Source organism: Streptomyces sp. NPDC002476 (genome assembly GCF_042889785.1).
Classification (GTDB): Bacteria; Actinomycetota; Actinomycetes; order Streptomycetales; family Streptomycetaceae; genus Streptomyces.
Genome location: NZ_JBIARH010000064.1, coordinates 1 through 22,210, shown reverse-complemented (window position 1 = coordinate 22,210; position 22,210 = coordinate 1). Strand labels below are relative to the sequence as shown.

The 22,210-nt window shown below is 69.5% G+C and carries 22 protein-coding genes and 1 pseudogene; 7 read left to right on the top strand and 16 right to left on the bottom strand.

Going from position 1 to position 22,210, the window contains the following annotated elements; all coding sequences use genetic code 11:
* Nucleotides 1–371, top strand: a 371-nt coding sequence (locus tag ACFYXM_RS34965) for a hypothetical protein (protein WP_389295622.1), incomplete at its 5' end; no start/stop codon positions are given.
* A 770-nt stretch (nucleotides 372–1,141) separates the two neighbouring features.
* Nucleotides 1,142–1,978 carry a hypothetical protein gene (locus tag ACFYXM_RS34960; protein WP_389295620.1) on the top strand — a complete coding sequence of 279 codons (837 nt, stop codon included), beginning with the start codon at nucleotides 1,142–1,144 and terminating at the stop codon, nucleotides 1,976–1,978.
* Nucleotides 1,979–2,066: 88 nt separating this feature from the next.
* Here the strand turns inward: ACFYXM_RS34960 and ACFYXM_RS34955 are convergent, their stop codons facing one another.
* Nucleotides 2,067–2,195 (bottom strand): hypothetical protein, encoded by a 129-nt coding sequence (locus ACFYXM_RS34955; protein ID WP_389295618.1) that lies wholly within the window; start codon nucleotides 2,193–2,195, stop codon nucleotides 2,067–2,069.
* Between the two features lie 252 nt (nucleotides 2,196–2,447).
* Here ACFYXM_RS34955 and ACFYXM_RS34950 point away from each other — a divergent pair, with 252 nt between their 5' ends.
* Together ACFYXM_RS34950 and fxsT are read left to right on the top strand one after the other, a co-directional pair.
* Entirely contained in the window at nucleotides 2,448–2,849 is a 402-nt protein-coding gene (locus ACFYXM_RS34950) for a hypothetical protein (RefSeq protein ID WP_389295616.1), read from the top strand.
* An 86-nt stretch (nucleotides 2,850–2,935) separates the two neighbouring features.
* The gene (gene fxsT / locus ACFYXM_RS34945) at nucleotides 2,936–5,431 is read left to right on the top strand and encodes an FxSxx-COOH system tetratricopeptide repeat protein (RefSeq protein ID WP_389295615.1); all 2,496 of its coding nucleotides are present in this window, start codon (nucleotides 2,936–2,938) and stop codon (nucleotides 5,429–5,431) included.
* Here the strand turns inward: fxsT and ACFYXM_RS34940 are convergent.
* The gene (locus tag ACFYXM_RS34940; RefSeq protein WP_389295613.1) at nucleotides 5,428–6,072 is read right to left on the bottom strand and encodes a Ku protein; all 645 of its coding nucleotides are present in this window, start codon (nucleotides 6,070–6,072) and stop codon (nucleotides 5,428–5,430) included. The genes fxsT and ACFYXM_RS34940 overlap by 4 nt on opposite strands.
* The gene (locus ACFYXM_RS34935) at nucleotides 6,023–7,303 is read right to left on the bottom strand and encodes a pentapeptide repeat-containing protein (RefSeq protein ID WP_389295611.1); all 1,281 of its coding nucleotides are present in this window, start codon (nucleotides 7,301–7,303) and stop codon (nucleotides 6,023–6,025) included. Before ACFYXM_RS34935 ends, ACFYXM_RS34940 begins: the two co-directional genes overlap by 50 nt.
* A 115-nt stretch (nucleotides 7,304–7,418) precedes the next feature.
* Here ACFYXM_RS34935 and ACFYXM_RS34930 point away from each other — a divergent pair, with 115 nt between their 5' ends.
* Nucleotides 7,419–7,649, top strand: coding sequence for a DUF6207 family protein (locus ACFYXM_RS34930; RefSeq protein WP_389295609.1), 231 nt, complete (start codon nucleotides 7,419–7,421; stop codon nucleotides 7,647–7,649).
* Between the two features lie 327 nt (nucleotides 7,650–7,976).
* On the opposite strand, the gene ACFYXM_RS34925 is transcribed toward ACFYXM_RS34930, so the two are convergent.
* The gene (locus ACFYXM_RS34925; RefSeq protein ID WP_389295607.1) at nucleotides 7,977–8,549 is read right to left on the bottom strand and encodes a transcriptional regulator; all 573 of its coding nucleotides are present in this window, start codon (nucleotides 8,547–8,549) and stop codon (nucleotides 7,977–7,979) included.
* 877 nt (nucleotides 8,550–9,426) lie between these two features.
* Here ACFYXM_RS34925 and ACFYXM_RS34920 point away from each other — a divergent pair.
* Nucleotides 9,427–10,677 carry a serine hydrolase domain-containing protein gene (locus ACFYXM_RS34920; RefSeq protein WP_389295605.1) on the top strand — a complete coding sequence of 417 codons (1,251 nt, stop codon included), beginning with the start codon at nucleotides 9,427–9,429 and terminating at the stop codon, nucleotides 10,675–10,677.
* A 496-nt stretch (nucleotides 10,678–11,173) separates the two neighbouring features.
* Here ACFYXM_RS34920 and ACFYXM_RS34915 read toward each other — a convergent pair whose 3' ends face one another.
* Genes ACFYXM_RS34915 through ACFYXM_RS34860 form a run of 12 tightly spaced genes read right to left on the bottom strand, consistent with a single transcriptional unit; the run spans nucleotide 11,174 to nucleotide 21,822 of the window.
* Entirely contained in the window at nucleotides 11,174–14,668 is a 3,495-nt protein-coding gene (locus ACFYXM_RS34915; protein ID WP_389295603.1) for a LysM peptidoglycan-binding domain-containing protein, read from the bottom strand.
* 7 nt (nucleotides 14,669–14,675) lie between these two features.
* A complete protein-coding gene (locus ACFYXM_RS34910; RefSeq protein WP_389295601.1) occupies nucleotides 14,676–15,125 on the bottom strand; it encodes a TadE/TadG family type IV pilus assembly protein in 450 nt (149 codons plus the stop codon).
* The gene (locus ACFYXM_RS34905; RefSeq protein ID WP_389295599.1) at nucleotides 15,122–15,580 is read right to left on the bottom strand and encodes a TadE family protein; all 459 of its coding nucleotides are present in this window, start codon (nucleotides 15,578–15,580) and stop codon (nucleotides 15,122–15,124) included. The genes ACFYXM_RS34910 and ACFYXM_RS34905 overlap by 4 nt, the downstream gene beginning before the upstream one ends.
* Nucleotides 15,577–15,981 carry a TadE/TadG family type IV pilus assembly protein gene (locus ACFYXM_RS34900; RefSeq protein ID WP_389295597.1) on the bottom strand — a complete coding sequence of 135 codons (405 nt, stop codon included), beginning with the start codon at nucleotides 15,979–15,981 and terminating at the stop codon, nucleotides 15,577–15,579. Before ACFYXM_RS34900 ends, ACFYXM_RS34905 begins: the two co-directional genes overlap by 4 nt.
* Before the next feature lie 31 nt (nucleotides 15,982–16,012).
* Nucleotides 16,013–16,201: a hypothetical protein gene (locus tag ACFYXM_RS34895; RefSeq protein WP_351634298.1), complete on the bottom strand. Its 189-nt coding sequence runs from the start codon at nucleotides 16,199–16,201 to the stop codon at nucleotides 16,013–16,015.
* 16 nt (nucleotides 16,202–16,217) lie between these two features.
* Entirely contained in the window at nucleotides 16,218–17,114 is an 897-nt protein-coding gene (locus ACFYXM_RS34890) for a hypothetical protein (protein WP_389295595.1), read from the bottom strand.
* Entirely contained in the window at nucleotides 17,114–18,025 is a 912-nt protein-coding gene (locus tag ACFYXM_RS34885; RefSeq protein ID WP_389295593.1) for a type II secretion system F family protein, read from the bottom strand. The genes ACFYXM_RS34890 and ACFYXM_RS34885 overlap by 1 nt, the downstream gene beginning before the upstream one ends.
* Nucleotides 18,026–18,077: 52 nt before the next feature.
* Entirely contained in the window at nucleotides 18,078–18,899 is an 822-nt protein-coding gene (locus ACFYXM_RS34880) for an ATPase, T2SS/T4P/T4SS family (protein ID WP_389295624.1), read from the bottom strand.
* The gene (locus ACFYXM_RS34875; protein WP_389295591.1) at nucleotides 18,806–19,648 is read right to left on the bottom strand and encodes a hypothetical protein; all 843 of its coding nucleotides are present in this window, start codon (nucleotides 19,646–19,648) and stop codon (nucleotides 18,806–18,808) included. Before ACFYXM_RS34875 ends, ACFYXM_RS34880 begins: the two co-directional genes overlap by 94 nt.
* A complete protein-coding gene (locus ACFYXM_RS34870) occupies nucleotides 19,641–20,513 on the bottom strand; it encodes a MinD/ParA family protein (protein WP_389295589.1) in 873 nt (290 codons plus the stop codon). The genes ACFYXM_RS34875 and ACFYXM_RS34870 overlap by 8 nt, the downstream gene beginning before the upstream one ends.
* 2 nt (nucleotides 20,514–20,515) lie before the next feature.
* Entirely contained in the window at nucleotides 20,516–20,893 is a 378-nt protein-coding gene (locus tag ACFYXM_RS34865; RefSeq protein WP_389295587.1) for a hypothetical protein, read from the bottom strand.
* 35 nt (nucleotides 20,894–20,928) lie between these two features.
* Nucleotides 20,929–21,822, bottom strand: a complete 894-nt coding sequence (locus ACFYXM_RS34860; protein ID WP_389295585.1) for an ATP/GTP-binding protein — start codon at nucleotides 21,820–21,822, stop codon at nucleotides 20,929–20,931.
* A 158-nt stretch (nucleotides 21,823–21,980) separates the two neighbouring features.
* Here ACFYXM_RS34860 and ACFYXM_RS34855 point away from each other — a divergent pair.
* Nucleotides 21,981–22,210, top strand: a pseudogene (locus ACFYXM_RS34855) (IS701 family transposase); the annotation flags it as partial.

Here is a 22,210-nt window from a genome sequence, read left to right as displayed (position 1 = left end):
GCAAGGACCCGCTCTACCTGCAGGCACGCAAGGAATGCGGCGGCTACGACACCTGCGTCACCGAACGAACCCGCAAGCTCCGCGAACAGAACGCCAAGGCCATCGCCAAGTCCACGAAGAAGGCCGAAGCCTCCAACAAGGACCCGCTCTACCTGCAGGCACGCAAGGAATGCGGCGGCTACGACACCTGCGTCACCGAACGAACCCGCAAGCTCCGCGAACAGAACGCCAAAACCACCACAGCGAAGTCGCAGACCAAGAAAGACACGAAGCCCAGGAAGCAGGACCACAAGCAGAACACCGAGGCGAAGCAGCCCCGCGAGACGGCAACGGCCGCCAAGAAGACGGCCAACCTCAGGCAGCCGCTGTAGACACAAGCGGACCACCGCTCGTCAGCAGCACCCAGCTACCCGGCCATGAGGCCCTCGGCAGCGGCCCGCAGACCCGCCAGGAGCTGCGGGCCACGCCCGTACGGCACCGCGGTGCTGGCTGGAAGCAATGGCCCGCGTACGTCCAACCGCAAGGCTGCGGGTGCAAGCGCTGCTGTCACGTATACCGGGCCCCGGCTACCCGGTCGGCGCCGGACGCACGCGACGGGCGGGGCCGGAGGCAATCCCATGGCGTCCGCACGGCACTGAACCTGCCTGTGAAAGGCAGGACAACAAGCTCACCGAGCAGCGGCGTGCCGACCTCGATGCCCTCGGCATGCGCTGGTAGGCGGGCGCCGGTCGGTGCGATGTGGGAGGAGGGGCGGCCCGTGGGGTTCGTCCCTCCTTCCGTGATGCCCCGGGCGGGTGTTTTTCCTCCTCGCGTACGCGTGCACGGATCTAGGCGCATAAGCCCAAATTCCGCCGAAATGCTGGTAGTTGACATGCTTGCGGCTTCTGTCACGTTCCGTGGGTCGAGTCGGGCCGACCGGACGCCCGAGGGACCGTGAAGGAGACCGCCGTGGAGAACCGATCGCCGCTCGCCCGTGCCGGGGAGGCGAAGCGCCGCCGCGACCTGGTCGGGGAAGTCGATGCGCTGGTCGGCGGGCACCGTGCGCTGACCGAGGCGCCGTGGTACCCGTCCCGACCCGGTGACCGGCTGATGGTCACGCTGGAAGCCACCGACACCGCCCCGCTCAACGGAGCTGTACGAGGTGATCGAGGACGGTACGGGCGGCATGGAGCTGCGCCTGGTCCAGGTCGCGCCCGACGGGGCCACGGGCGGCTGGTACGCCGGGCCGCCCGAGCTGTACGGGGCGGACCCGGTCGAGACACCGTGGATGGAGGCCGGCCCCGACCGGCTCACCCTCACCCGCGACGGCGTCATCATCCACCAGGGCCGCCACGCCCTGCCCCGCCCCGACACCACCGACCCCCGGCCCGCCGACCGGCTCACGCCCGGCACGTACGCGCTGTCCCTGATCAGAACGACGGCCCTCGATGAAGCCGCCCGGCACGCCCCGGGCGCGGACGGACCGCCGCCGGCCAACTGGGAGCTGCACCGCACGCTGACGCAAACGCTGGAGAGCTGGCGCAAGGGCGGCACGCTGCGCGAGAGTTCGCTGCTGCTGGTCGAGTGGCTGGCATCCGAACTGTGCGCCTACGCCGCCGCACGGTTCGGAGACCAGGCCCGGATGGAGCGGTGGCTGCGTGACTTCGGCGATGAGGTGTGCCGGGTGCAGCAGCACACCCACCCGGCCGGGCCCACCGCGGTCGCGATCATGTCGGTCATCGCCGAAGATCTGGATCCCCGCCCGCAGGATCCCCGTCCGCAGGAGCTTGCCGGAACCGAACGGCTCGTCCGCATCGGCGCCCTGTACCTGCGCTACCTCCGCGACGGCCACCAGGTCGAGGACGCACGGGAGATGGCCCTGACCCTCGCCCTATGGGCGGGCCCGCAACTGACAGCACTCATGCTCAACGACCCCGAACGGATCAGCTCGTACCTGAACACCCGCGATCACACGGCCCCGCAGCCACCGTCGTCCTGAACGGACCTGCGCTTGATGCCCTCGCCCCGCTCGGGCGAGGACACCCCGCGGGACGTGAACAGGGCCCGGTGCGGATCCGGTCCCTTGTTCAGCGTGCAGACTGTGTGATGCTGCTCGCGAGCTGCCCGAGGAAGCCGATGATCCCCTGGCCGACCGGTGTCGGGGCGATAAGTACGCCCAGGGCCAGAACGGTGATCAACGTGAACTTCTCGTTCAACTCACGGTGGAACTCCCTCGGTCAGGTCGCGCCGAGGTGTCCATAGCAGGGGTAGGCCGTCTCCGACGGTGCGGGGCACGACGTGGACGTGCGGAGGAGGATTGAACAGATCCCCGGGCTGAACGTCATGCTCAGCGGACTGAACGGCTGTGCCGCTACGGTTTCAGTAGAGCTGATGACGGGTTGGTTTCTCAGGCTTACGAATGTGAACTGGTTGGCACATAGGGGCGGTTATGGAAGGTAGGTGGGTTTGTGGCTTCGGCGGGGGTGGCGCGTGTGTGGGTGATGGTGGTGACCGGCCTGGCGACGGTGGGGCTGGTAATGGTCGCGGTCCTGACTGATCTGAACACAGCCGGTCAGGCCGCGAGCATGGTGGGCGCGGTGGCCGGGCTCGCGGCGTTTCTCTTCATGCTGCTCCGCGATGGCGGAGCCTCGGGTGGGCGGCGTGTGCGGGCCGGGCGCGGTGGGATCGCGGCTGGCGGCGACATCACGGGCTCGGCGCTCGGGAAGAACTCGAAGGTGGCCGGTCCCCATACCGCGCAGCGGAGTTCCTCCACGCGGCGGGGCGGGGGCGATGTGCGGGCGGGTCGGGACGGGGTCGCGGCTGGCGGGGACATCACCGACAGCGCTCTCGGTGAGGGAAGCGAGCGGTGAGTCTGTTTCCGCGGCCCCGTCGCGGGGGCAGGTCCGGCAAGGCGGGGGACGGGGCGGTTGCCCGGGAAGCGGAAGCGTCTCGTAAGTTGAACGCCGGGGCGGGCTCGGTCGTGGCGGGCGGGGCGATCACTGGCTCCGCGCTGGGGGACAACAGCCGGGTCACGTATGTCGAGAAGCAGTACGTGGCGCAGGATGGCGTGCCGGTGGTGTGGCCGGTAGTGGTGGGAACGGTTCCTGTACTGGCGACCTCGTTCCAGCCCCGTGACGAGCTGCGCCGGGCGGTCGACGAGGTTCGCGGGCACGGCCGGAGCGTCGTACTGGCGAGCGACACCCCGGCTGGTGATCAGTTGCGGTCCGGTACGCGTACGCCTGTGCAGGTGATGTCGGGCGGTGGCGGGGTGGGTAAGTCGCAGCTGGCTGCCGCCTACGCCCGCGAAGCGGTCGAGAAGAACACCGATCTGGTGGTGTGGGTGCCGGCGAATGACGTTCAGCAGGTCCTGACCGCCTATGCCCAGGCCGCTCTGCTCGTGCAGGCGCCCGGCCGTACCGGCGCGGACCTGGAAGCAGACGCGCGGGCCTTCATCTCCTGGCTGGCGGCCACCGACCGGCGGTGGCTGGTCGTCCTGGACGACGTCACCGACCCGAACGCGATCGAGCCCTGGTGGCCGGACAGCCAGCGCGGCAGCGGCTGGGCCCTGGCCACCACCCGCTTGAAAGACCCGCGCCTGACCGGAGGCGGCCGGGCACGCATCGACGTCGACGTCTACACCCCGGCCGAGGCCATCGGCTACCTCACCACCCGCCTCACTCACGGCCACAAAGCCCACCTTCTCGACCACCAGGCCCCAGCCCTCGCCGAAGCCCTCGGACACCTCCCACTGGCCCTTGGCCACGCCGCCGCCTACATGCTTCGTGAGAACGCATCCTGCAGCACCTACCTTGAGCAGTTCACCAACCGCTCCAGGCGCCTGGACGAACTCCTGCCCCACTGGGCGGACACCGAACGCTACGGCCGGCAGATCACCACCACCCTGCTCCTCGCGCTCGACGCCACCGACCAGGACCCCCACGGGTCCCTGGCCCGCTCTGTCCTCCGCATCGCCGCCTGCCTCGACCCCGCCGGACAGCCCGCCGCTCTGTGGACCACCACCGCCCTTCTCACCTACCTCGCCCAGCAACAACCCACCGCCCCGGCCCGACGAGCCCTCACCCTGCGCCGCCGACGCAGGAACCCGGCACAGGCCGTTACAGGTGACGAGGCACTGGCGGCGCTGCGGCTCCTCGACCGGTACGGGCTGATCACCTACGACAGCGCCGAAGACCTCCGCGCGGTGCGCGTCCACGCGCTCGCCGCCCGGGCCCTACGCGAGGCCATCCCCGAAAACCAGCAGTCGGCAGCCGCCATCACGGCCGCTGGTGCCCTCGTCGAAGTATGGCCGGACACCGACCACACCCAGCGCGAGCTGGCCGGCGTGCTGCGCGCCAACACGGACTCCCTCACCACACATGCCGGCGACTCGCTATGGGAAGCGGGCGTCCACCGTGTGCTCTACCGGGCGGGAACAAGCCTTCTCAACGCTCACCTGCACAGCACCGCCTCGACGTACTGGTCGCGCATGGTCGCCGACTGCGAGCGGCTGCTCGGTGATGAACACCCCGACACCCTGACCGCCCGCACCTGCCTCGCCGCCTCCTACCAGCAGGCAGGACGCACCAACGAAGCCATCAGCCTGCTGGACCACGTGCTCGCCGACCGAGAGCGACTCCTCGGCAACGAACACCCCCACACCCTGACTGCCCGCACCTGCCTCGCCGCCTCCTACCGGGAGGCCGGGCGCACCTCCGAAGCTATCAAGATCGAAGAACGTGTCCTCGCCGATTGCAAGCGGCTGCTCGGTAGCGAACACCCCCACACCCTGACCGCCCGCACCAATCTCGCCGCCTCGTACTGGCGGGCAAAACGCACCTCCGAAGCTATCAAGATCGAAGAACGTGTCCTCGCCGATTGCAAGCGGCTGCTCGGTAGCGAACACCCCCACACCCTGACCGCCCACAGCAACCTCGCCACCTTCTACCTGCAGGCAGGACGCACCAACGACGCCATCAACCTGCTGGAACACGTGCTCGCCGAATGCAAGCGACTCCTCGGCAACGAACACCCCAGCACCTTGAACACCCGCAGCAACCTCGCCGCCTCATACCTGCTGGCAGGGCGCACCAACGAAGCCATCAGCCTGCTGGAACACGTGCTCGCCGACCAAGAGCGACTCCTCGGCAACGAACACCCCCACACCCTCACCGCCCGCAGCAACCTCGCCGCCTCATACCTGCAGGCAGGGCGCACCAACGACGCCATCAACCTGCTGGAACACGTGCTCGCCGACCAAGAGCGACTCCTCGGCAACGAGCACCCCGACACTCGCGCTGCTCATGATCTGCTGTCCCGGTGGCGGTCGGCGGGAGGTGGCTCTGGGGAGCCTCCGTTGCAAACGAGGCCCCACGCAATCCAGCCGCTGAACATCACGCCGAGCCGCACCGGCACCGGACCCACCGACTCCCTGCCAGAGGCGTCGCAGGATTAGGCGCGTTTGGGCTTCGCTCGCTTCTTCGCCGGAGGCTTCCCTGGCCTCTTCTTACGGGGTTTCATCTCGTGGGCGGTGGTGTGCTCGCCGGTCTTGCCGCGGGCTTCCCGGGCCTTCTGCACGCTGGCGTTCAGGGCCGCCATCAGGTCGGTCACGCCGGTGCTGGCGCGTTCCTCCCCGGCCGGTGCGGGCGGCGGCTCCTTGCGCTCGCTCTTGGCGTCGATGAGGTTTTCCAGCGCGTCTCGGTAGTGGTCGTGGAAGCGGCTGATGTCGTCGGTCGTCATCGAGTCGATCAGCTCCATGGCCCGGGCGAGCCCGTCCTCGTCCGGGCCGGCTTCTTCCGCCGGGGCGAGCTCGTCGCGGGAGCGCACCTCGTCCGGCCACTTCATGGCATGCAGTACGAGGGCGTCGTCGCGGATGCTGAGCAGTCCGAGACGCTCGCGGTCGTGCCAGGCGGATTTCGCGATGGCCGCCTTCGCCAGGGCTTTGTGGAGCAGGGTGTACGGCTTGGCAGCGACGGGCCTGGCGGGTAGCTGGCACCGGGATGAGGGTACGTCTTGGGCACTGCTGCGGACTCCAGGATGGTCTAGCTCAGAGGTTCGGCGGGATCTCAGGGAACGGACCCCAGACCATGGCGGCATCATCGACCTCTACGTCTGTGAAGTCGACGGCGGCGCTAGAGACCCTCGCGTCGCTGAAATCGACCGTGCCGTTGAAGAACGCCGCGTGACTGAAGGAGACCGTGCCGTCGGAGAAGTCGGCGTCGCTGAAGCCGACTGTGCCGTCAAGGAACTCCATGTGGCTGAAGTCGACCGTGGCGCCAGAGAACTTCGCGTGGCTGAAGTCGACCTTGCCGCCGTTCAGGTGCCCGTGCTGCAACTTGAGCGTGCCGCCGTGTAGGTCCGCGCGGCTGAATTCGACCGTGCTGCCGTAGAACCTCGCGTGGCTGAAGTCGACCAGGCCGCGGGACAGGTCCACCCCAAGGAAGGAGACGTCGCCGTCGGAGAGGTGTGCGCCTCTGAAGTCGAACGTGCCGCCGGAAATCGCCGCATGCCAGAAGGAAACGTTGCTGCCCTCGAAGCACGCATAGTTGAAGTCGAACCTGCTGCCGGAGAAGCGCGCGTAGCTGAAGTCGACACGGCCGTCCGAGAAACTCGCCAAGCTGAAGTCGACCAGGCCACCGGAAAAGTCCGCCTCGCTGAAGTCGACCTCGCCGCCGGACACCTTCGCGCGCCTGAAGCCGACCGTGCCGTCAGAGAACTTCGCCTTGCTGAAGTTGGCCGAGGACCCGTGGGTGAAGGTCGCGCCGGTAAAGTCACCGCCGTCGAAGGTCGCGCCGGTGAAGTCCAGGTGGTGCATGCACCATGCGGTGGGAGACGTGGGGTCTTGCAGTCGGTCACGGATCGAGCGGATGATCGTGAGGCGTACTTCGTTCTCGCCTTGCTTGAACCCGGGCTCGGTGGGGTTGGTTTCGTAGGGCATGCGCAGGTACGCACAGAGCACGTCGATGCAGACCTGTCGCTGCTCGGGCCAGTCGTCAGCGAGGCGCGCCATGGAGTACACGCCAGCGAGGCGGACGGCAGCCTGCTCGTGGCCGAGCTGCTCGGCTGCCTTCGCGTACCGCTCGGCGAGCTGGGTTGCGTCCGCCCGGTGGGAAGCCCCTTCCTCTAGGAGTTGCTTGCGGTAGGCGTACAGGCCAGCGAGGACGGCACCGATCAGGGTGAGGACGGTGACAGTAACCTTGATGATGTCTTGGACATCGACTGGCTTCCTGCCTGCGTAGTTGGCAGTGAGAAGTATGTCTGCGCCCTGGTAAAGGCCGTAGGCAGCCCCGCCGACGAGGATCAGCGCGATGGAGGCGACGAGCCACACTGGCCACAAGTTCGGTGTGTGTCGCCCTTGGGACTTTGGGCCGCGTTTGATGAGACGGGACATGGCGGCGAGCGTGGCACGAGGCAGGGCGTCATGGAACCAACTTCATCACTCCGTGACAGGGGCAGCATCCGGCCGCTTACCGATCCACGAACAGCACCTCAGCGAGCCCGGCCTGGTCGTTCTCGACATCACCGCGGCCGACGAAGCGACCGTCCAGGCGGTCATGACCGCGCTCGACCAGCTCTGGGCAGCCTCCGGGACCCGGCCCACGCGACGGACGCCTGGAGAACCCGGGGTCGGGGCGCGGGTGTACGCAGACGTCCGGCGTCGCCCCGGTGACTGATCCTGGCCGCCCGTGCCGAAGGCCGCGCCTGCTTCCGGGCCCGGGGGCGCTGGGCGGGCCGCCGGTAAAACGAGCGCATGGAGGCCAGGCGTCAATGACGAACGGTGCTGGTGGCCGGGGTTCTTTCACCCTCCGGTGATCGTTCTTCACCCCCGGCCTCCCGCGCCCCGGGAGCCAGCGCACTCTGGCCCCCGGGGCGCAGCTGTTGCTGCTCCTGATGTACGGCCGGAGCCGGTGAGATGGTGCGCGGTGTGCAAGTCGGCACCGTCGCCGTTTTCGTGTGCCTCGGGGAGTGCAGCGGGCAGAGGTCCGGCCGGGTGCGGGTGTTCAGGCGGCGAGGCCGATGCTGGTGACGTATTCGTACTGGCCCCATTGGGAGCCGAGGTCGGGGAGGACGTCCGTGGTCCACGCCTGGTCAAGGCCCTGGTGGTCGCCTGCGGCCCAGGAGCCGACTATGCGGTCCCAGCGGCGGATGTTCATCGTGCGGTACTCGACAACCCGCTGGAGTGGGCGCGGAACCTGGGACTGGTTGAGCGGGTGTATCTCGACTCTCGTGCCACCACCCGCGTTGAGGCGGCGCAGGAGGTGATTGGCGACGTTCCGGCGGCGCACGGCCTGGTAGGCGGCGTCGATGCGTTCGAGGTTCGCTTTCGACGGGCGGCGCTTGCCGCTCTGCCAGGCTTTCAGGGTGCGGTCGGTGACGGTGAGGCCGGCCGCACGAGCGGCAGCGCGCGCCCGGGTTGTCTTGGTGAGGTAGCTGAGGCGGGCGGTCAGGCCGCGCTTCTCAGTGACAGGGGTGCTGATCCCGCCGGCCAGGTCATCGAGGCGACGCATCACGGCATCACTGCCCTTGATGCCACGGGCACCGAACTTCCCGAAGTCGATGTTCTTCTCCGGCATTGGATTGCACCCCGTTTCCTTAAACTCCCTTATTATACTGGCTAGTTGAGATTATAACGTAATAGACCTTATGCGATGGCATGTATCGGTTTCTGATGTTCATTCTCCGCTGTATGGCGGGCACGGGGGCCACGTGCGCTTCCTGCCTTGCGTCCTCGCGCTCCTGCTCGGCCTCGGCTTCCTCTCTACACAAAGGGCAGACCACGCGCCGCACACACCAGCGCAGCCGGTCACGAGAGGCGGAGCCAAGCAAGACTGCCCAGCCGCGCACGAGGAAACGGACCACCCATGGGCGTGTGCCAAGCACGACCGCCAGGAAGCTGGGGTTCTCATAGTGGTCCAGGAAGAACGTGACTTGGGCCCGAGCGCCATCAGGGGAACCGGCGACCAGCTCGTCCCGCTGCGCGGAGGTGAGACGGACTCAGTGGGCGGCGCAGCGGGCCCTTCTGGCCTTGTCGGCCCGGCCGAGGAAGCCACCGGCCACGTAACCCTTGCCATCAGGCCGCGCCGGGGCAGCGGGCAGCCCCGACCAGGGCGCGAGCGGTCCCCGGCCCGTACGATGGCCGGGTGACCGCCCGCCGCATTCTGGGTACCGGCCCGCTGGCCGCGCCGCCCATCCGCGCCGCCCAGGCCGACCTGCTTGACGCCCTTCCCAGCGTCCGTCTCCCCGACGTTGCCGACCTCCGTGCCCGTGGCGTGCTCGGCCCGTGTCCGGTGCCCTCCCCCGCGCCGCGGCGACCCCTTGGCACCGGTCGCGCCAAGGCGCCTAGTACTTCAGCCAGCCCCGGAAGCTGAGACGGCATCAGGGATCCAACAGGGTGCTGTCGGGGGCGATCCCTGATTCGTCGCACCGCGGCTGTACGGCACGGTCGTGGGCATGACTTTCAAGCCTCCTTCCTCCAACGCCGGGACCGCGACGACAGCGGGCCGACGCAGGCGGGTGCCGATGGCGGCGCTCGCCTGCGTGGTGCTCGGCGCGGTGGCGCTGGGCACGGCCGTCCCGGCGGTCGCGGCGCCCGCCGCGCGGCGTGCCGCCGCAGCCGACACCACCGGCGACCGGTTGCCGGAGCTGGATCCGCAGGCGTTGCAGCACGCCCTGTCGAGCGCGCCCGACCGCGTCACGGGCGTGCTGGCACGCGTGAGCGGGCCGGACGGCCACTGGACCGGAACGTACGGCACCGCCGACATCATGACCGGCGCGCCGGTGCCGGTGGACGGCCGGTTCCGTCTCGGCAGCGTCACCAAGACCTTTATCGCCACCGTGATGCTGCAACTGGCCGCCGAGGACCGCGTCGACCTCGACCAGCCCGTCCAGCGGTACCTGCCGGACGTCCTGCCCGACAGCTATCCGCCGATCCCCGTCCGCACCCTGCTTAACTTCACCAGCAGCCTTCCCGAACTGACCCCGGACGACCTGCCCACCACCCCGGACGGCATCGTCGAGCACCGCTTCGACAACCACCCGCTCTCCGAACTCGTCGCCAAGGCCGTCCGACACGAACGCCCCTTCTCCGAGCCCGGTTGCATGCAGGTCTACGGGGCCACCGGCTACTACGTCGCCGCCATGCTCGTCGAGAACCTCACCGGACACACCTACCAGCAGGAGATCACCACCCGGATCCTGCAACCGCTGCACCTGCACGACACCACCGCCCCGCAGACCGACACCACGATCCCCGGCCCCCACTCCCACGGCTACATCGCCGTACCTCGGCCGGACGGCGGATCGCAGCTGGTCGACATCACCGAACAGAATCCCGGCGCCGGCGGCATGATCTCCACCACCATCGACCTCGACCGCTTCCTGACCGCACTCTTCCAGGGACGGCTGCTGCCCCCGACCGAGCAGGTCGAACTGTTCGACGTCCCCGACGTCCCCTACCTCGGCGGCACCGCCGACGACCCGGGACAGGGCAGCGCCTACTACGCCGCCGGCCTGATGCGCGTGACCCTGCCCAACGGCGTGACGGTGTGGGGCAAGACCGGCACCACCTTCGGCTACACCAACGGCATGTTCACCACCCGCGACCTGCGCCGCCGCCTGGTGTACTCCTTTAACCCCACCACCGGCGGCGGCAACGACCTCGCCCTGGTCACCCGGATCCTGTCCGCGACCTTCGCCCCATGAGCGTCACACCTCATGGCTGACGATCACCTTGCCGAACACGGCTCCTGACGCGTAGGCCCTATCCGACCGACCTTGCCGGGCGCCCGACGCCGCGAGTCGATCCGACAAGATCGACCGGACAGGGCGTAGCGCCACAGCCGTTGCGCTCGCTCGTTAGTCGGTGCATGGCCCCATCACGCCGGCGTTCGCGGTGACCACGGCCGCCGCGCTGATCGCCAGGAGCTGCCCGCGGCTACGGGGAAGGCCAGCGATCCACGTTGGCCAGGGTTCGCGCGCCAATACGGGCTCAATGCTGTCGCCCCGTACATCGACCAAGCCGTACTCCGCGACCGCATCTCCCAGGAAGAACGGCAACGGAGGCGGCTCAGGGCCTTCGCCGAGGGATGGCCCCCAAACCGGGCCGTGAGTGACTCCCGAAGCCACCGACAACGACTTCCGTTCTCGCGTACAAAGCCACCGGTCCACTCGCGGGGCCCGGACGGCAAGTGGGGGTGGGTCAGCGGGCGCGGGTGATGGGTCGAGGCAGCAGGTTGCGCAGCAGTTCGGCGGTCTCGGCTTCCATGTCGACGCCTCCGAGCAGTTGTTCGTTGATGTGGGCCAGGCGGGCGGCGGCCTCGCGGAGGGCGGCGATGTCGCCTGCGGTGTGGTGGGCGAGGAAGATCTGGCGGTGGAGCATCTCGCTCTCCTCGGCGGCAAGCAGGCCTCGCTGAGCGGCCCACAGAGCGCCTGGGATGTCGTTGGCCTCCCGGCACCGGGTCGACAGCTCGTACGCGACGTCGACGATCGCGGAGATCATTTCCTGGATGACGGGCTCGGCCCAGGCGTAGCGCTGGGGGTCGATGCCGGTGAAAGGCCGTCCGCGGACCAGTGCGAGCGCGCGGCGCAGGGCGAGGTCGCCGTCTTCGTCGTGCTGTGCCAGGCCGGTGCGGGCGAGGCGTTGGAAGCGGGTCCAGTCGCAGGTCACGGCCGAGCTGAGGCGGTAGCGGCTGTCTCCTGTGTCCTGGACCCGTGGCAGGTGGGCTTTGCCGTCGAGGTCCTTGCCGAGCCATGAGCGGGTGCGGGAGATGACGGGGTTGCGGAGGCTCTTGTCGACCCGGCGGCCGGGCCAGAGGGCGGCGTCGATGGCGTGGTGGTCCACGCCCGGGTTGAGGGCGAGGAAGGCGGTCAGCTCCATGGCGGCGCTGCGGCGGCTGGAGTCGATCCGGCCGCTGGTGCCCTTGATGTCGATGGGCCCGAGCAGCAGGACGGCCGGGCTTGCTTTGGCGGTGGGTTCGGGTTGTGCGGCTGTCGGCAGTGGTTCGTCAGCCAGGGTGGGGAGGGAGACGTGGATGGTGGTGGGTGAGGGCGTGGCGCAGGGACTGCTCCTGGCGATTGCGGTGGCCGCCGGGACGGGGCCGGTGTCCTTCGTGGTGCCGGTGTCCGGGCTGCCGTCGGGGCCCTGGTGGCCGGCGTTCAGGACATCGGCGAGCGAGGGTCCTGCGGGAGAGTCCTTCGGGTCGTGGCTTTCAGGGGTGGATGCCAGTGGGGTGCCTTCGTCGTCTTCCTGTTCAAGCTCGACGTACTCGGAGGGCAGTCCATCGTCGTCTGCCTCGGCCTCGTCCGTCGTCTCTTCAGCGTGGTCGGCCTCGTCCGCCGGAGCCAGCTCTTCGGGCGCTTCCTCGTCGGTCTCGGCCCGGGTCCATTCCGGCGCCTCGACGTCGGTGTCGCTCGCGGCGAGGGTGAGCAACTCGATAGCGTCCGCGAAGTGTTCGTCGCTCAGGCCCTGGAGCTTGATGGCGAGATCGGATCCGGGCAGGGCGATGGTGTGGTCCGGGCCTTGGCACTCAAGGGTCCACGTGGTGGCTGGCAATGCGGCGGTGGCGTCGGCGGTGATGACGGCGCCTGCGGTCCGGGGCTCTTCGGTGAGGGCGTCGAAGATGGCGGTGATGTGGGCGGCGTCGGCATCGGTGCCGGGCAGTGCGCTGGCGAGCAGAATGTGCGGTGTCCAGGCGCCTGCGGCGTCGTCCATGAGGCGTGCGGCCCGCAGGTTGGCCGCGCCGATGGCGGCCAGGGCACGGCGCTGGTCGTCTGTGTGGCTGCTCAGCTCGGTGGCGGCTTCGGCGATGCCGTCGATGCGGACGACTCGCTCGGGGGCTGCGTCGTCCAGGCCCGGGGCAGTGTCGGCGAGGGTGGTGACTTCCAGGTGGCCGGGCAGTGGGGTGCTGGCCAGTTCGACCGCGATGGCCTGCAGGACCTGGCGGGCGAAGTCGGTGTCGCCCGCCAGATTCAGGACGCCCACGTGCTCCAGGTCGACCAGGACGAGGTGGTCGGCGTGGTCCCAGCCGATCGAGATCAGTGCCGGGTAGGGGGCGTCGGCGTCTTTGAGGCGCTCCTCGTCGGCCAGGTCCGGGCTGGAGGCCGGACAGGTCCAGAGGTCTTTTCGGCCGGCTGCCGCGGTGAAGGGCTTCATGGGCGTGGTGTCTTCGGCCAGGTGCAGTTCCACCTTGGTGTCGTGCAGCACGACGGCCTCGATGACGGGCAGTTCTCGGTTGGCCGCGGCGATGTTGAGGGCGAGGGAGCGCAGGACGTTGCTGAGGAGGTCGAATCCGGTGGGGTGCTGTGCGGCACGCAGCCCCTGCTCGGTCGCGGCGGCGCGGCCTGTGGGCATGGGGATGCGTCGGCCGGGGCGGCGGCGGCGCTGCTGCAGGATGCGGCGGGTCGCGAGTGTGCCGACGAGCGCGGCCGCCAGGGCTCCGGCGCCGGCCCATGCGGCGGCCGGTGCCAGGGACGTTTCGGTGTCGGCTTGTGTGGCGGCGGGTGCGGGGGCGCGGTCGCTGTCCTGGCTGCGGCCGGGGGTGGTCTGGGCGGGTTGTTCCGAGGAAGGCGTGGGGGGTGTGGTGGGCTTGCTGGTTTCGGCGTCGTTGTCCGGGGTGGTGTCGGGTGCCGGGGCCTGGTCCTGTTTCGGTTCTTCCGGCGTCGTCGGCTTGGCCCGGTCGCGCTCCCTGGAGAGTTCGGAGGCTGGGTCGGCCGGGGGCAGGTCCAGCTTCTGGCCCGGGTAGATGAGGTTGGGGTTGTCGAAGTGGCCGCCGACGGGGTTGGGTTTGCCCTTGTTGGCCTCGTAGATGTCGTGCCAGTCCTCCGGGTCACCGTATTTGTCGGCGATGTCCCAGAGGTTGTCGCCCTCGCGGGCCGTGACGCTGTCCGGCCGCTTCGTGTCGGCTTCGTCGACCGGGGTGCTGTCGTTCTTGTCCTGGGACTGCTCCTCGCTGCTGTGCTGCCCGTCGGGCCGCTGCTCGGGCGCAGGAGGCTGCTGGCCCTTGCTCTCCGCTGCGGCGGGGATGGCGGCCGGGGTAGGGAGTTTGGCGTCGGCCGGCAGCTTGATGATGGTGCCCTTGGGGAGGTACTGGTCTCCGGCGGCGAGTTCGGGGATGTCAGGGTTGAGGGCGGCGATGTCCTTCCAGCGCTGGCCTTTACCCAGGTACTCCTCCGCGAGGTCCCACGGAAGGTCAAAGGGGCCGGTGACGGTGTGGTGCGGCCAGTCCGCATCGGCTGACGCGGAGGCCGGAGCGCTGGTCGCGGCGCTGGCGCTGCTGTCCCCCACGGTGTGTACGGCGGTGGCCGCGATGGCTGGCCCGGTGGTGGCGGCTGACGCGGCTGTGGGGGCGAGCAGCACGATGCCGCCGATGAGGAAGCTGGCGAGCGACTGCAGGCTGCCGAGCCCTTTGATGCGGGGTGCGGAGCGTCGGCGCAGGAGGGCGACGATTTCGACGAGGGTGGAGAAGGTGAAGGCGGCCCAGCCCGCCCAGCCGATGCATGTCAGGGCGACGAGGAACAGGGTGCCGTCGTCCTGTGCCATGAGGTTGATGCCGCCGGCGAGTTCGGTGGGCTGGTGGCCGACGGTCAGCAGCAGCCAGGGGACGCCGATGACGAGGGCGGCCAGGGCGGCGAGGCCGGCCAGCGCGCGCAGCAGGATGCCGAGGGCGCGCAGCGGGGCGGGGATGCGGTGGGCCATGGTCGGCTCAGCCTCCGTCGGCTTGGGTCTGCAGGTGTGCGGTGGCGGTTCCGGTCACGCTGATCGTTCCCTTGCCCACGAGTTGCGCGAAGTGGGGGTGGTAGGTGTCGGTCACGGTGACGGTGATGCTGCGTCCGCCGTCGGTGATCGCGGCGGTGCCCTGGACGTTGGCGGCGGCGAGGTAGTCCTGGGCGGCTCCCACGGCGGCGTCCGGGTCGATGGTGATGGCGGTGCCTTCGACCGCTTGGGCCGGGTCGATCTGCTGGCCGGCGGCGCGGGCTGCTTCTTGGGCCAGTGATGTAGCGCGGTTGCCCGCGTTGAGGGCTCCTCCGCCGTCGACGAGCAGTCCTATGACCATCAGGATCGCGATCGTCGAAAGGGCGAAGAAGACGGTGGTGGATCCGCGGTCGCGGCACTTCAGCCCTGTGCGGTTGGCCGTCGTCCGGTGGGGTTTCATTGGCGCCCCCGGTACGTGTCGATGGGGCTGGTCCAGGAGGCGTTGAGGGTCTTGCTGCCGGGTAGGCCCGGCAGGCCGATGTCGGCCAGGTGGGCGGTGCAGGCGATGGTCGCGGTGACCGTGGCGTCGGTTCCGATGTCCAGCGAGTAGCCTGCGGTGTCCACCGCCACGCTGGAGGTCTGGCAGGTGATTCCTTCTCCTTCGAGGCTTCGTGCGGCCGCTGTTCGCGCTGCTGCCTGTGCGCTGCCCGCGTCCCGTTCGAGGGAGGCGGCGCGGGCGGCGGCCCGGGCGGCGGAGTCCACGGCTCCTTCGGCGTCGATCACGCGGCCGAACGCCACCATCAGAAGCAGCAGCGCGATCATCGCCGGGGCGAGCACTGCGGTTTCCACGGCGTAGCTGCCTCGGTCGCCGTGCGGGGTGCGGAGGGGGCGGCGTGGATGTGTGCGGGGGGTCATGGGGTCGTCCAGCGCTCGGTGGGGGCGTCGGCGTACTGGTTGACGTGAAGAGTCAGGCCGGGGACGAGGGTGGCGACGCTGCCGCGCACGGTGATGCGGATCTTGTCGGCAGAGCTGCCCGCGGAGGAAACGTTCGCGCCGCGGACGCTGCCGCCGAACCGGGCGAGGAACGCCTGGGCCTGGGCCACGCCGTCGCCGGGCGTAGCGCCGACGGCCCGCCCTGCTTCCACTCCGTGGCGTGCTGCGGACTGGGCGGTCTTGCGGGCGTGGTAGTAGAGGCCGACCTGGATGGTGGTGAAGACCAGGGCCAGTACCACCAGGGCCAGTACGGCGAACTCGACGCTGGCGAACCCGCGGTCATCGCGGGCGGCTCCTGGTTGTCGGCGTAGCCGGGTTCTCACGCCTGCCCCCTCTCCTCGTTCCGGCTCCGTGTCAGCCGCCGCTGATGATGCCGATCTTCTCGGCCACGTTGGTTTTGATGGCCAGTGCGAGGCCTGCGGCCACGACGATGACGACGGCGGTGATCACGGCGACTTCGGTGGTGCCCTGGCCTTCGTCTCTGGCGGTCTTCAGCCGTTCCCAGTGGGCCTTGAGCAGCAGGGTGAGCGTTTCGATGTTCATGGTGGTACTCCAGTGATCAGTTGACGAGGATGGTGAAGACGAGGGGGACCATGACGAAGATGAGCATGAGGACGACGCCGAACGTCACGGGCAGGACCATCGCGGCGGAGGACTCGTTGGCCTGGGCTTTCGCGTCGGCCAGCATGGCGATGCGCAGTTGCCGGGCCTGGGCCTGCAGCGTTGCGTAGACGGCGGCGCCGTCGCCGGCGAGGGCGAGGGTGTCGGCGGGCCGGGTGAGTTCGGGGATGTCGAGTTCTTCGCCGAGCTGCTTGAGGGCGTCCCAGACGGTGACGCCGGCGAGGTCGGCTTCGGCGAAGACCTGACGCATGCGGACGAAAATCCACCCGTCGCCGACTTCCGCGGTCTCGGTCAGGGACTGTGCGGCGCCGGAGTTCGCGATCCGTGCCAGTGCGACCCGCTCCAGGTAGGAGGCTGCGGCGTGCCGGACGACGAGACGGGCGGCGGCGGCGTTGCGGGTGACTTCTCTGCCGGGCAGGACCCAAAAGAGCACGGCCAGGCCCAGCGATACGGCTGCGGGAAGGGCGAACGGAAACCCGGCTCCGGCCAGCATGAGCAGGGCTTGGACCAGTTGCGGGAGCAGCAGTCCGTACAGCGCGAAGAGGGCGCGTTTGCCCAGGTGCTGGGCCGGGCTGATCCTCAGCAGGCTGAGGTCTTTGGTCGGCAGGGGGATCCGGTCGGCGAGTCCGCTGCCGAGGAGCCGTTTCCCGACGCGTTCGTCCAGGGCGCCTGTGGCTGCGACGGGGGCGGATGCCAGGGCTGGCCGGGTCTTGTCGGCGTCGAGCCGGTCCAGGACGGCGGCGAGGTCGGGGCGGGCGGGCCAGGCGGCCCGGACGGCCAGGCCGAGCAGGGCCCCGGAGGCGGCGGCGGGAAGGACGGCCTGCAGGGGGATCATCAGACACCTCCGCTGGCGGGGGTGCTGGTGGGCAGCGGGGCCAGGAGGCGGGGGTCGGGCTTGGTCCGGGCGATGCGGCGCAGCCAGGACAGGGTCCAGGCGAACATGACGCCGAGCACGGCCAGTGCGAGTTGCCCGAGTGGTGACTGGTACCAGCCTGACCAGCCTTCGTTGAGCATGCAGCCGACGACGACGAGGGAGATCACGACGGAGACCATGCGGGCGGACTTGCGGACCTTGGCGCGGTCGGCCTCGATGTCGCGGGCGTCGGCGGCCTGCTGGTGGATCGTGAGCGCGAGGGCTTCCAGGGCATCGGAGAGGCCGGGGCCCTTGTAGACGGCGTGGCTCTGGAAGAGGAGGACGACGTGGTCGGAGACCCCGTCGGCGAGCTCGTCCGCGAAGTGCGCGAAGGCGGTGTGTGCTTCCATGCCGGAGCGCAGCCGCTCGGACAGGGCTCGTACGTTCGCGGCGATCGGTGCGGGGGCGTTTTTCACCGAGGCGCGGATGGTCTGCGGCAGGCTGATCCCGGCGGTGTGAACGCCGGCGAGGTGGTTGAGCCATTGGCCGAGGGCTTCGAGGCGTTCGATGCGGTGGATGGCCGCGGTTCCTGGGTTCATGATGAACGGGAAGGCGAGGACGGCGGCCCCGGCGAGGAGCCCGTGTACGGGCCACCCTGTCCAGGCCCATACGACCAGGGCGGCGACGGCTGCCGTGATCACCAGGTGCCGCCAGCGGCGCTGCCATTTTTCCGGCAGGTCGGTTCGGGCGCGTTGGATGCGTTCGGTCAGGCGTGAGGCGGGTTTGGCCGGGTCGGGTACACGGCCGCGGGCCTCGCGGATGACAGCGACGACGGCCAGCACTGCGAGGGCGGCGCAGCAGGCGGCGACCAGGGCGAGTTGGGATGTGGTCACGCTGGCCTCCTGTCCGGGAGTGCGTCCGTGGCCGGGCGGTTGTAGGGGCGGTTCATGGTGCGCTCACTGTCTGCAGGGGCGGTCCCCACCATTTGTGCGGGTCGTCTGTCAGCCACTGCCGGGAGAAGTTCCCGGTGCGTTCCAGGTCGCCGATGAAGCTGGGCATGTTCTTGTACACGGCGCGGACTTCGGTGCCGTGTGGTGCGAAGAGCTCGGTGGTGGTGGGGCGGCCGCCTTCGCCGACGACGTCGTGGACCTCGTAGATGTGCGAGATATAGCGGTGTTTGCGGCCGCCGATCCCGGTCTCGTCCAGGTAGGCGATGTAGACGACGACGTCGATGGCGGAGGCGATGAGGTGGTGGGCGGCCTCGGTCGCCATGCCTGCTTCGGTGCACAGCTGGACGAGGCGGCTGATGATGGCGTGCGGGCGGCGGACGTGCAGGGTGCACATGGATCCGGATCCGCCTGCGGACATAGATCGCAGCATCGGCACGATCTCGTGGGACCGGACTTCTCCCACGATGACGCGGGTTGCGTTGTACCGCAGTGCGGTGTCGAACATGTCCGAGATGGTGACTTCGCCGGCCCCGTGGCGTTCGCCGTTGGACTGCCGGGCCTCGAAGGCGAAGGTGACGGGGCCGGGTTTGGGGCCTGGTTCGTCGAGGTAGAGCTCGCGGTCGGATTCCAGCGTGACCAGCCGTTCGGCGGGCGGGATCTCCCGTCCGAGAGCGCGCAGCAGGGACGTCTTTCCGGCCCCCATGCCGCCGACGACCAGGACGTTCATCTTGGCGTGGACGCAGGCGGTGAGAAACGCCTCGAGGAGGGAGTTGAGGGAGCCCCACCGGACCAGCTCGGCCAGGCCGTGCTGGCGGATGCGGTGCTTGCGGATGACGACCGAGGGCGTGTGGTGAGCAGTGAGGAGGTCACGCGGGAGCCGTCTGGCATGCGGAAGCCGACCATGGGCGAGGCCTGGGTCAGGGCACGTTCGCCGTGTCCGGACAGCCGTGCCATGCGGTTGACCCAGGTGATGAGTTCCTCGTGGCTGTCGGCGACCTTCTCGATGGTGCGGCGGGGTTTGTCGTAGTACTCGACGTGGGCGCGCAGCCCGTCGACCATCACGTCCTCGACGCCGGATTCGTCGAGGAGGGACTGCAGCCGGCCGCCCCGGTACATGGAGTCGAAGACCGCGTTGCCGATGGCGGTTTCCTGCTCGGCCGTGAGAGGGGTGTTGCCTTGGGCGTATTTGGTCGCCCAGTCGGCGACCGCGTTCCGGACGAGCGATTTCGCCATGGCTCGGCGGTCGGCTTCTTCGAGCAGTTTGTCGGGGTCGCTGGCGCTGAGTTGCTGGGACACTCGGGCTTGCAGGTCCTCGACGATGTCCCAGCTCACGGGGAGTTCGCCGGGCAGACCCGCGAGTCTGGGTACGGCGGCGGCGTCTGCCGAGGCGGTGGGGACCGGGTTGGGTGTGAGGGCCGGGGGTGCTGCCGGTTCGGCGGGGGATGTGGGCCGGGGGGTTGTGGGGTGGGGCTGGCCTATCCGTCCGGCGAGCAGCCCGGCGATGTCCGCGCGGTCCATCGGCGCCGGCCGCCCGTTGGCGGCGGGCCGTTCGTGGGTGTCAGACACGGCGGCCTCGCTCTCGTTTGGCGTTGAGCCGTTGCAGGACGCCGGCGAGCTGCGGGCTGGTCTTCTGGGGCGGGTACTGCTGCTGGATCTGTCTCCGGGAGGCGACCGCTTCGAGCTGCTCGGTGGCGGTGCGGGCGTGGAGCAGCAGGGGGCTGCGGCTGTAGCCGCGGGGCTGGCGTCCGCCGTTGGTGAGGTAGGCGGCGGTGGCGGGGTCGTGGGGCAGGGCGGCCAGGACGGGGGTTTCGAGGGCTTCGGCGACCTGGTGGGCGCGGTTGGGGCCGTCTTCGATGAGGAGGAGGCCGAGGGCGCCGGGCCCGTTACCGCGGTCGGTCAGCTCGTTGCGCAGCGGTTTGATGATGTGCCGGGCCAGGGTGAGGGACTGCTCGGTGCCGCGGACGACCAGGAGGACGAGGTCGGCGTGGTGGATGAGGGGCGCTGGGGTCAGGGTCGGGTGGAGTTCTCCGGCGTTGAACGCGATGCGGCCGGCGTCGATGAAGACGTCGAGGCCGGCTTCGGCCAGGACGTGCAGCATCTGCGACAGGGAGGGCCAGGTGCGGCTGAGGGATGCGGCCTGGGCGGGGTCGGTGAGGCCGAGGAGGAGCTTGCGGTGCCCGGCTTCGTCCATGTCCCACAGGTGGCTGGCGAATGCCTGGGCGAGTGCTTCCTGGCTGGTCCGTTCGGCGGCGGCCAGGTGGTAGAGGCCGTATCCGGCGCCGCCTTCGCCTTCCAGAAGTCCGGCTCTGATGGTGCCGCCGGCCGGGTCGCACTCGGCCAGGAGGGAGGGGCGGCCCGACGCGAGGGTGAGTGCGAGGGCGGAGGTGGTGACGCCGGAGGATTTCGCGGAGACGAGCGCGGTGACAGGCATGGTCACTGCCCTCGCGGTTCGCGGACGAGGGCGATGCGTCCCTGGGCGGCGCGGGTGGCCAGCAGCGGTCCGTCGCTGGTCTCGACGGCGAGGTTCACGACCACGCTGCCGGTGGCGTCGGGCCGGGAGACGGTAACGACGACGGCCTTGATGGTGGATGGCGGTGCCTCGGCGCCCTTGCCGGTGGTCTGTTCGCCCTGGGCCGGGGTGGTGACAGCGAGGACCTTGTCGCCCGGGGCGAGGGTTCCGGCGGGGGCCTGGCCACGCTTGACCTGGACTCCGACCTGCTGCTTGTTGTCGCCGAGGCCGGTGGTGATGGGGATTTCGGGGCGGCCCGGAGGGGCGGGGCGCGGCACGGAGGGTGCGGCGGGGGATTCCATGGGTTGGTGCCTCTCGAAATACGTGCGCACGTTCTCTAGTTGAGGACCTGGACCTCGGCGACGGTGATGTCGACGGCGCTGGCGCGGGTCTCGGTGAGCTGGCCGTTCTGGCCTCCGCCGGTCCAGTCGATCGTCCAGGTCGAGGTCGCGGTGACGTGGTAGGTCCCGGACGGCTGGACGGAGGAGGGGCGGGTGTAGCGGTGACCGCAGTCCGGGGACGGCTTCTTGCCGTACTCGGCCTTGTACGGGGTTCCGGCGGTCGTGCATGTGACCGTGGTGCCGTCGCCCATCTGCCACACGATCTTGCTGACCTTCGCGGTGGCGGTGACGGTGACGCCGCCGGCGGTGGCCGTGGCGGTGTTCGGGCCGTAGGTTTCGGCACCGGTTGCGGTCCACATGTAGACCGGCATGCCGACGACGCCCGTGTTGCCGGGTTTTGGGGTGATGCCGATCTGAGGGCCGCTCAAGAGCATCTTGTCCACGGCCTGTTCGGCCAGGACGGCCGGGTCGACCTGAGCGGCGGCGGGGGGACTGGGCGCCCAGACGAGCTGGGTGATCGCAGCGTCGGTGCTTCCGGGGGCGCAGGTCTTCTCGTAGACGGCGCCGTCGCCCGGTTGGTGTCCGTCCCACTCCATGCTTCCGGCTGGCGGCTGGGGGTCGGCCAGCTTGTATGTGCAGGGCATTCCGCTGATGGGGCCCTTGCCCTTGGCGGGGTTCTTGCCGTGGTTTTTGGACCTGCCCGGCTCGGTGCGGCCGATGGGTTTCGTGCCTCCGGGTGTACCGGGGTCCTCGGCTTCGACGCACACGAACAGGCCGCATCCGTCGACCCGGCCGCCGGGACCGTCTGCGGCCTGGGCGGGGCTGGGGAGCGCGAGGGCCGTGAGGGCTATAGCGGCAGCGGCCGCATTCCGGTGTCTCTGTCTCAGCATTGCTTCCCCTGAGGTTCGTCTCTGATGACCCTCCAGCCTTCTGGCCAGCGCTCGACGGTGGACACGATGACGTACTTGGTCAGGCGTGTCGTGGGGAGCGCCGCCGGCTCCTTGGACTCGGCATGGACTACCTGCCAGCGGGAGATGTCGAGGCAGTGGACACCCTCGCCGAACGCCTGCCCGCCACCGCCTGGCAGCAGCAGAGCGCCGGCCGTGGTGCGAAGGGCCCGCGGTACTACGACTGGGCCTGGATCCACATCGGCACCGACGACCACCGACACCTGCTCATCCGTCGCAACCGCACCACCGGGGAACTCGCCTTCTACCTGTGCTGGTCACCCGCCCCGGTCGCTCTTGGGGAACTGGTCCGCGTCGCCGGTGTCCGCTG

What these genes read in the sequence shown, in the direction of transcription:
- ACFYXM_RS34940 (WP_389295613.1), bottom strand. Translation starts at nt 6,072, where the DNA reads ATGCCGCCATGGTCTGGGGTCCGTTCCCTGAGATCCCGCCGAACCTCT.
- ACFYXM_RS34925 (WP_389295607.1), bottom strand. Translation starts at nt 8,549, where the DNA reads ATGCCGGAGAAGAACATCGACTTCGGGAAGTTCGGTGCCCGTGGCATC.
- ACFYXM_RS34920 (WP_389295605.1), top strand. Translation starts at nt 9,427, where the DNA reads ATGACTTTCAAGCCTCCTTCCTCCAACGCCGGGACCGCGACGACAGCG.
- ACFYXM_RS34915 (WP_389295603.1), bottom strand. Translation starts at nt 14,668, where the DNA reads ATGGCCCACCGCATCCCCGCCCCGCTGCGCGCCCTCGGCATCCTGCTG.
- ACFYXM_RS34910 (WP_389295601.1), bottom strand. Translation starts at nt 15,125, where the DNA reads ATGAAACCCCACCGGACGACGGCCAACCGCACAGGGCTGAAGTGCCGC.
- ACFYXM_RS34905 (WP_389295599.1), bottom strand. Translation starts at nt 15,580, where the DNA reads ATGACCCCCCGCACACATCCACGCCGCCCCCTCCGCACCCCGCACGGC.
- ACFYXM_RS34895 (WP_351634298.1), bottom strand. Translation starts at nt 16,201, where the DNA reads ATGAACATCGAAACGCTCACCCTGCTGCTCAAGGCCCACTGGGAACGG.
- ACFYXM_RS34890 (WP_389295595.1), bottom strand. Translation starts at nt 17,114, where the DNA reads ATGATCCCCCTGCAGGCCGTCCTTCCCGCCGCCGCCTCCGGGGCCCTG.
- ACFYXM_RS34870 (WP_389295589.1), bottom strand. Translation starts at nt 20,513, where the DNA reads ATGCCTGTCACCGCGCTCGTCTCCGCGAAATCCTCCGGCGTCACCACC.
- ACFYXM_RS34865 (WP_389295587.1), bottom strand. Translation starts at nt 20,893, where the DNA reads ATGGAATCCCCCGCCGCACCCTCCGTGCCGCGCCCCGCCCCTCCGGGC.
- ACFYXM_RS34860 (WP_389295585.1), bottom strand. Translation starts at nt 21,822, where the DNA reads ATGCTGAGACAGAGACACCGGAATGCGGCCGCTGCCGCTATAGCCCTC.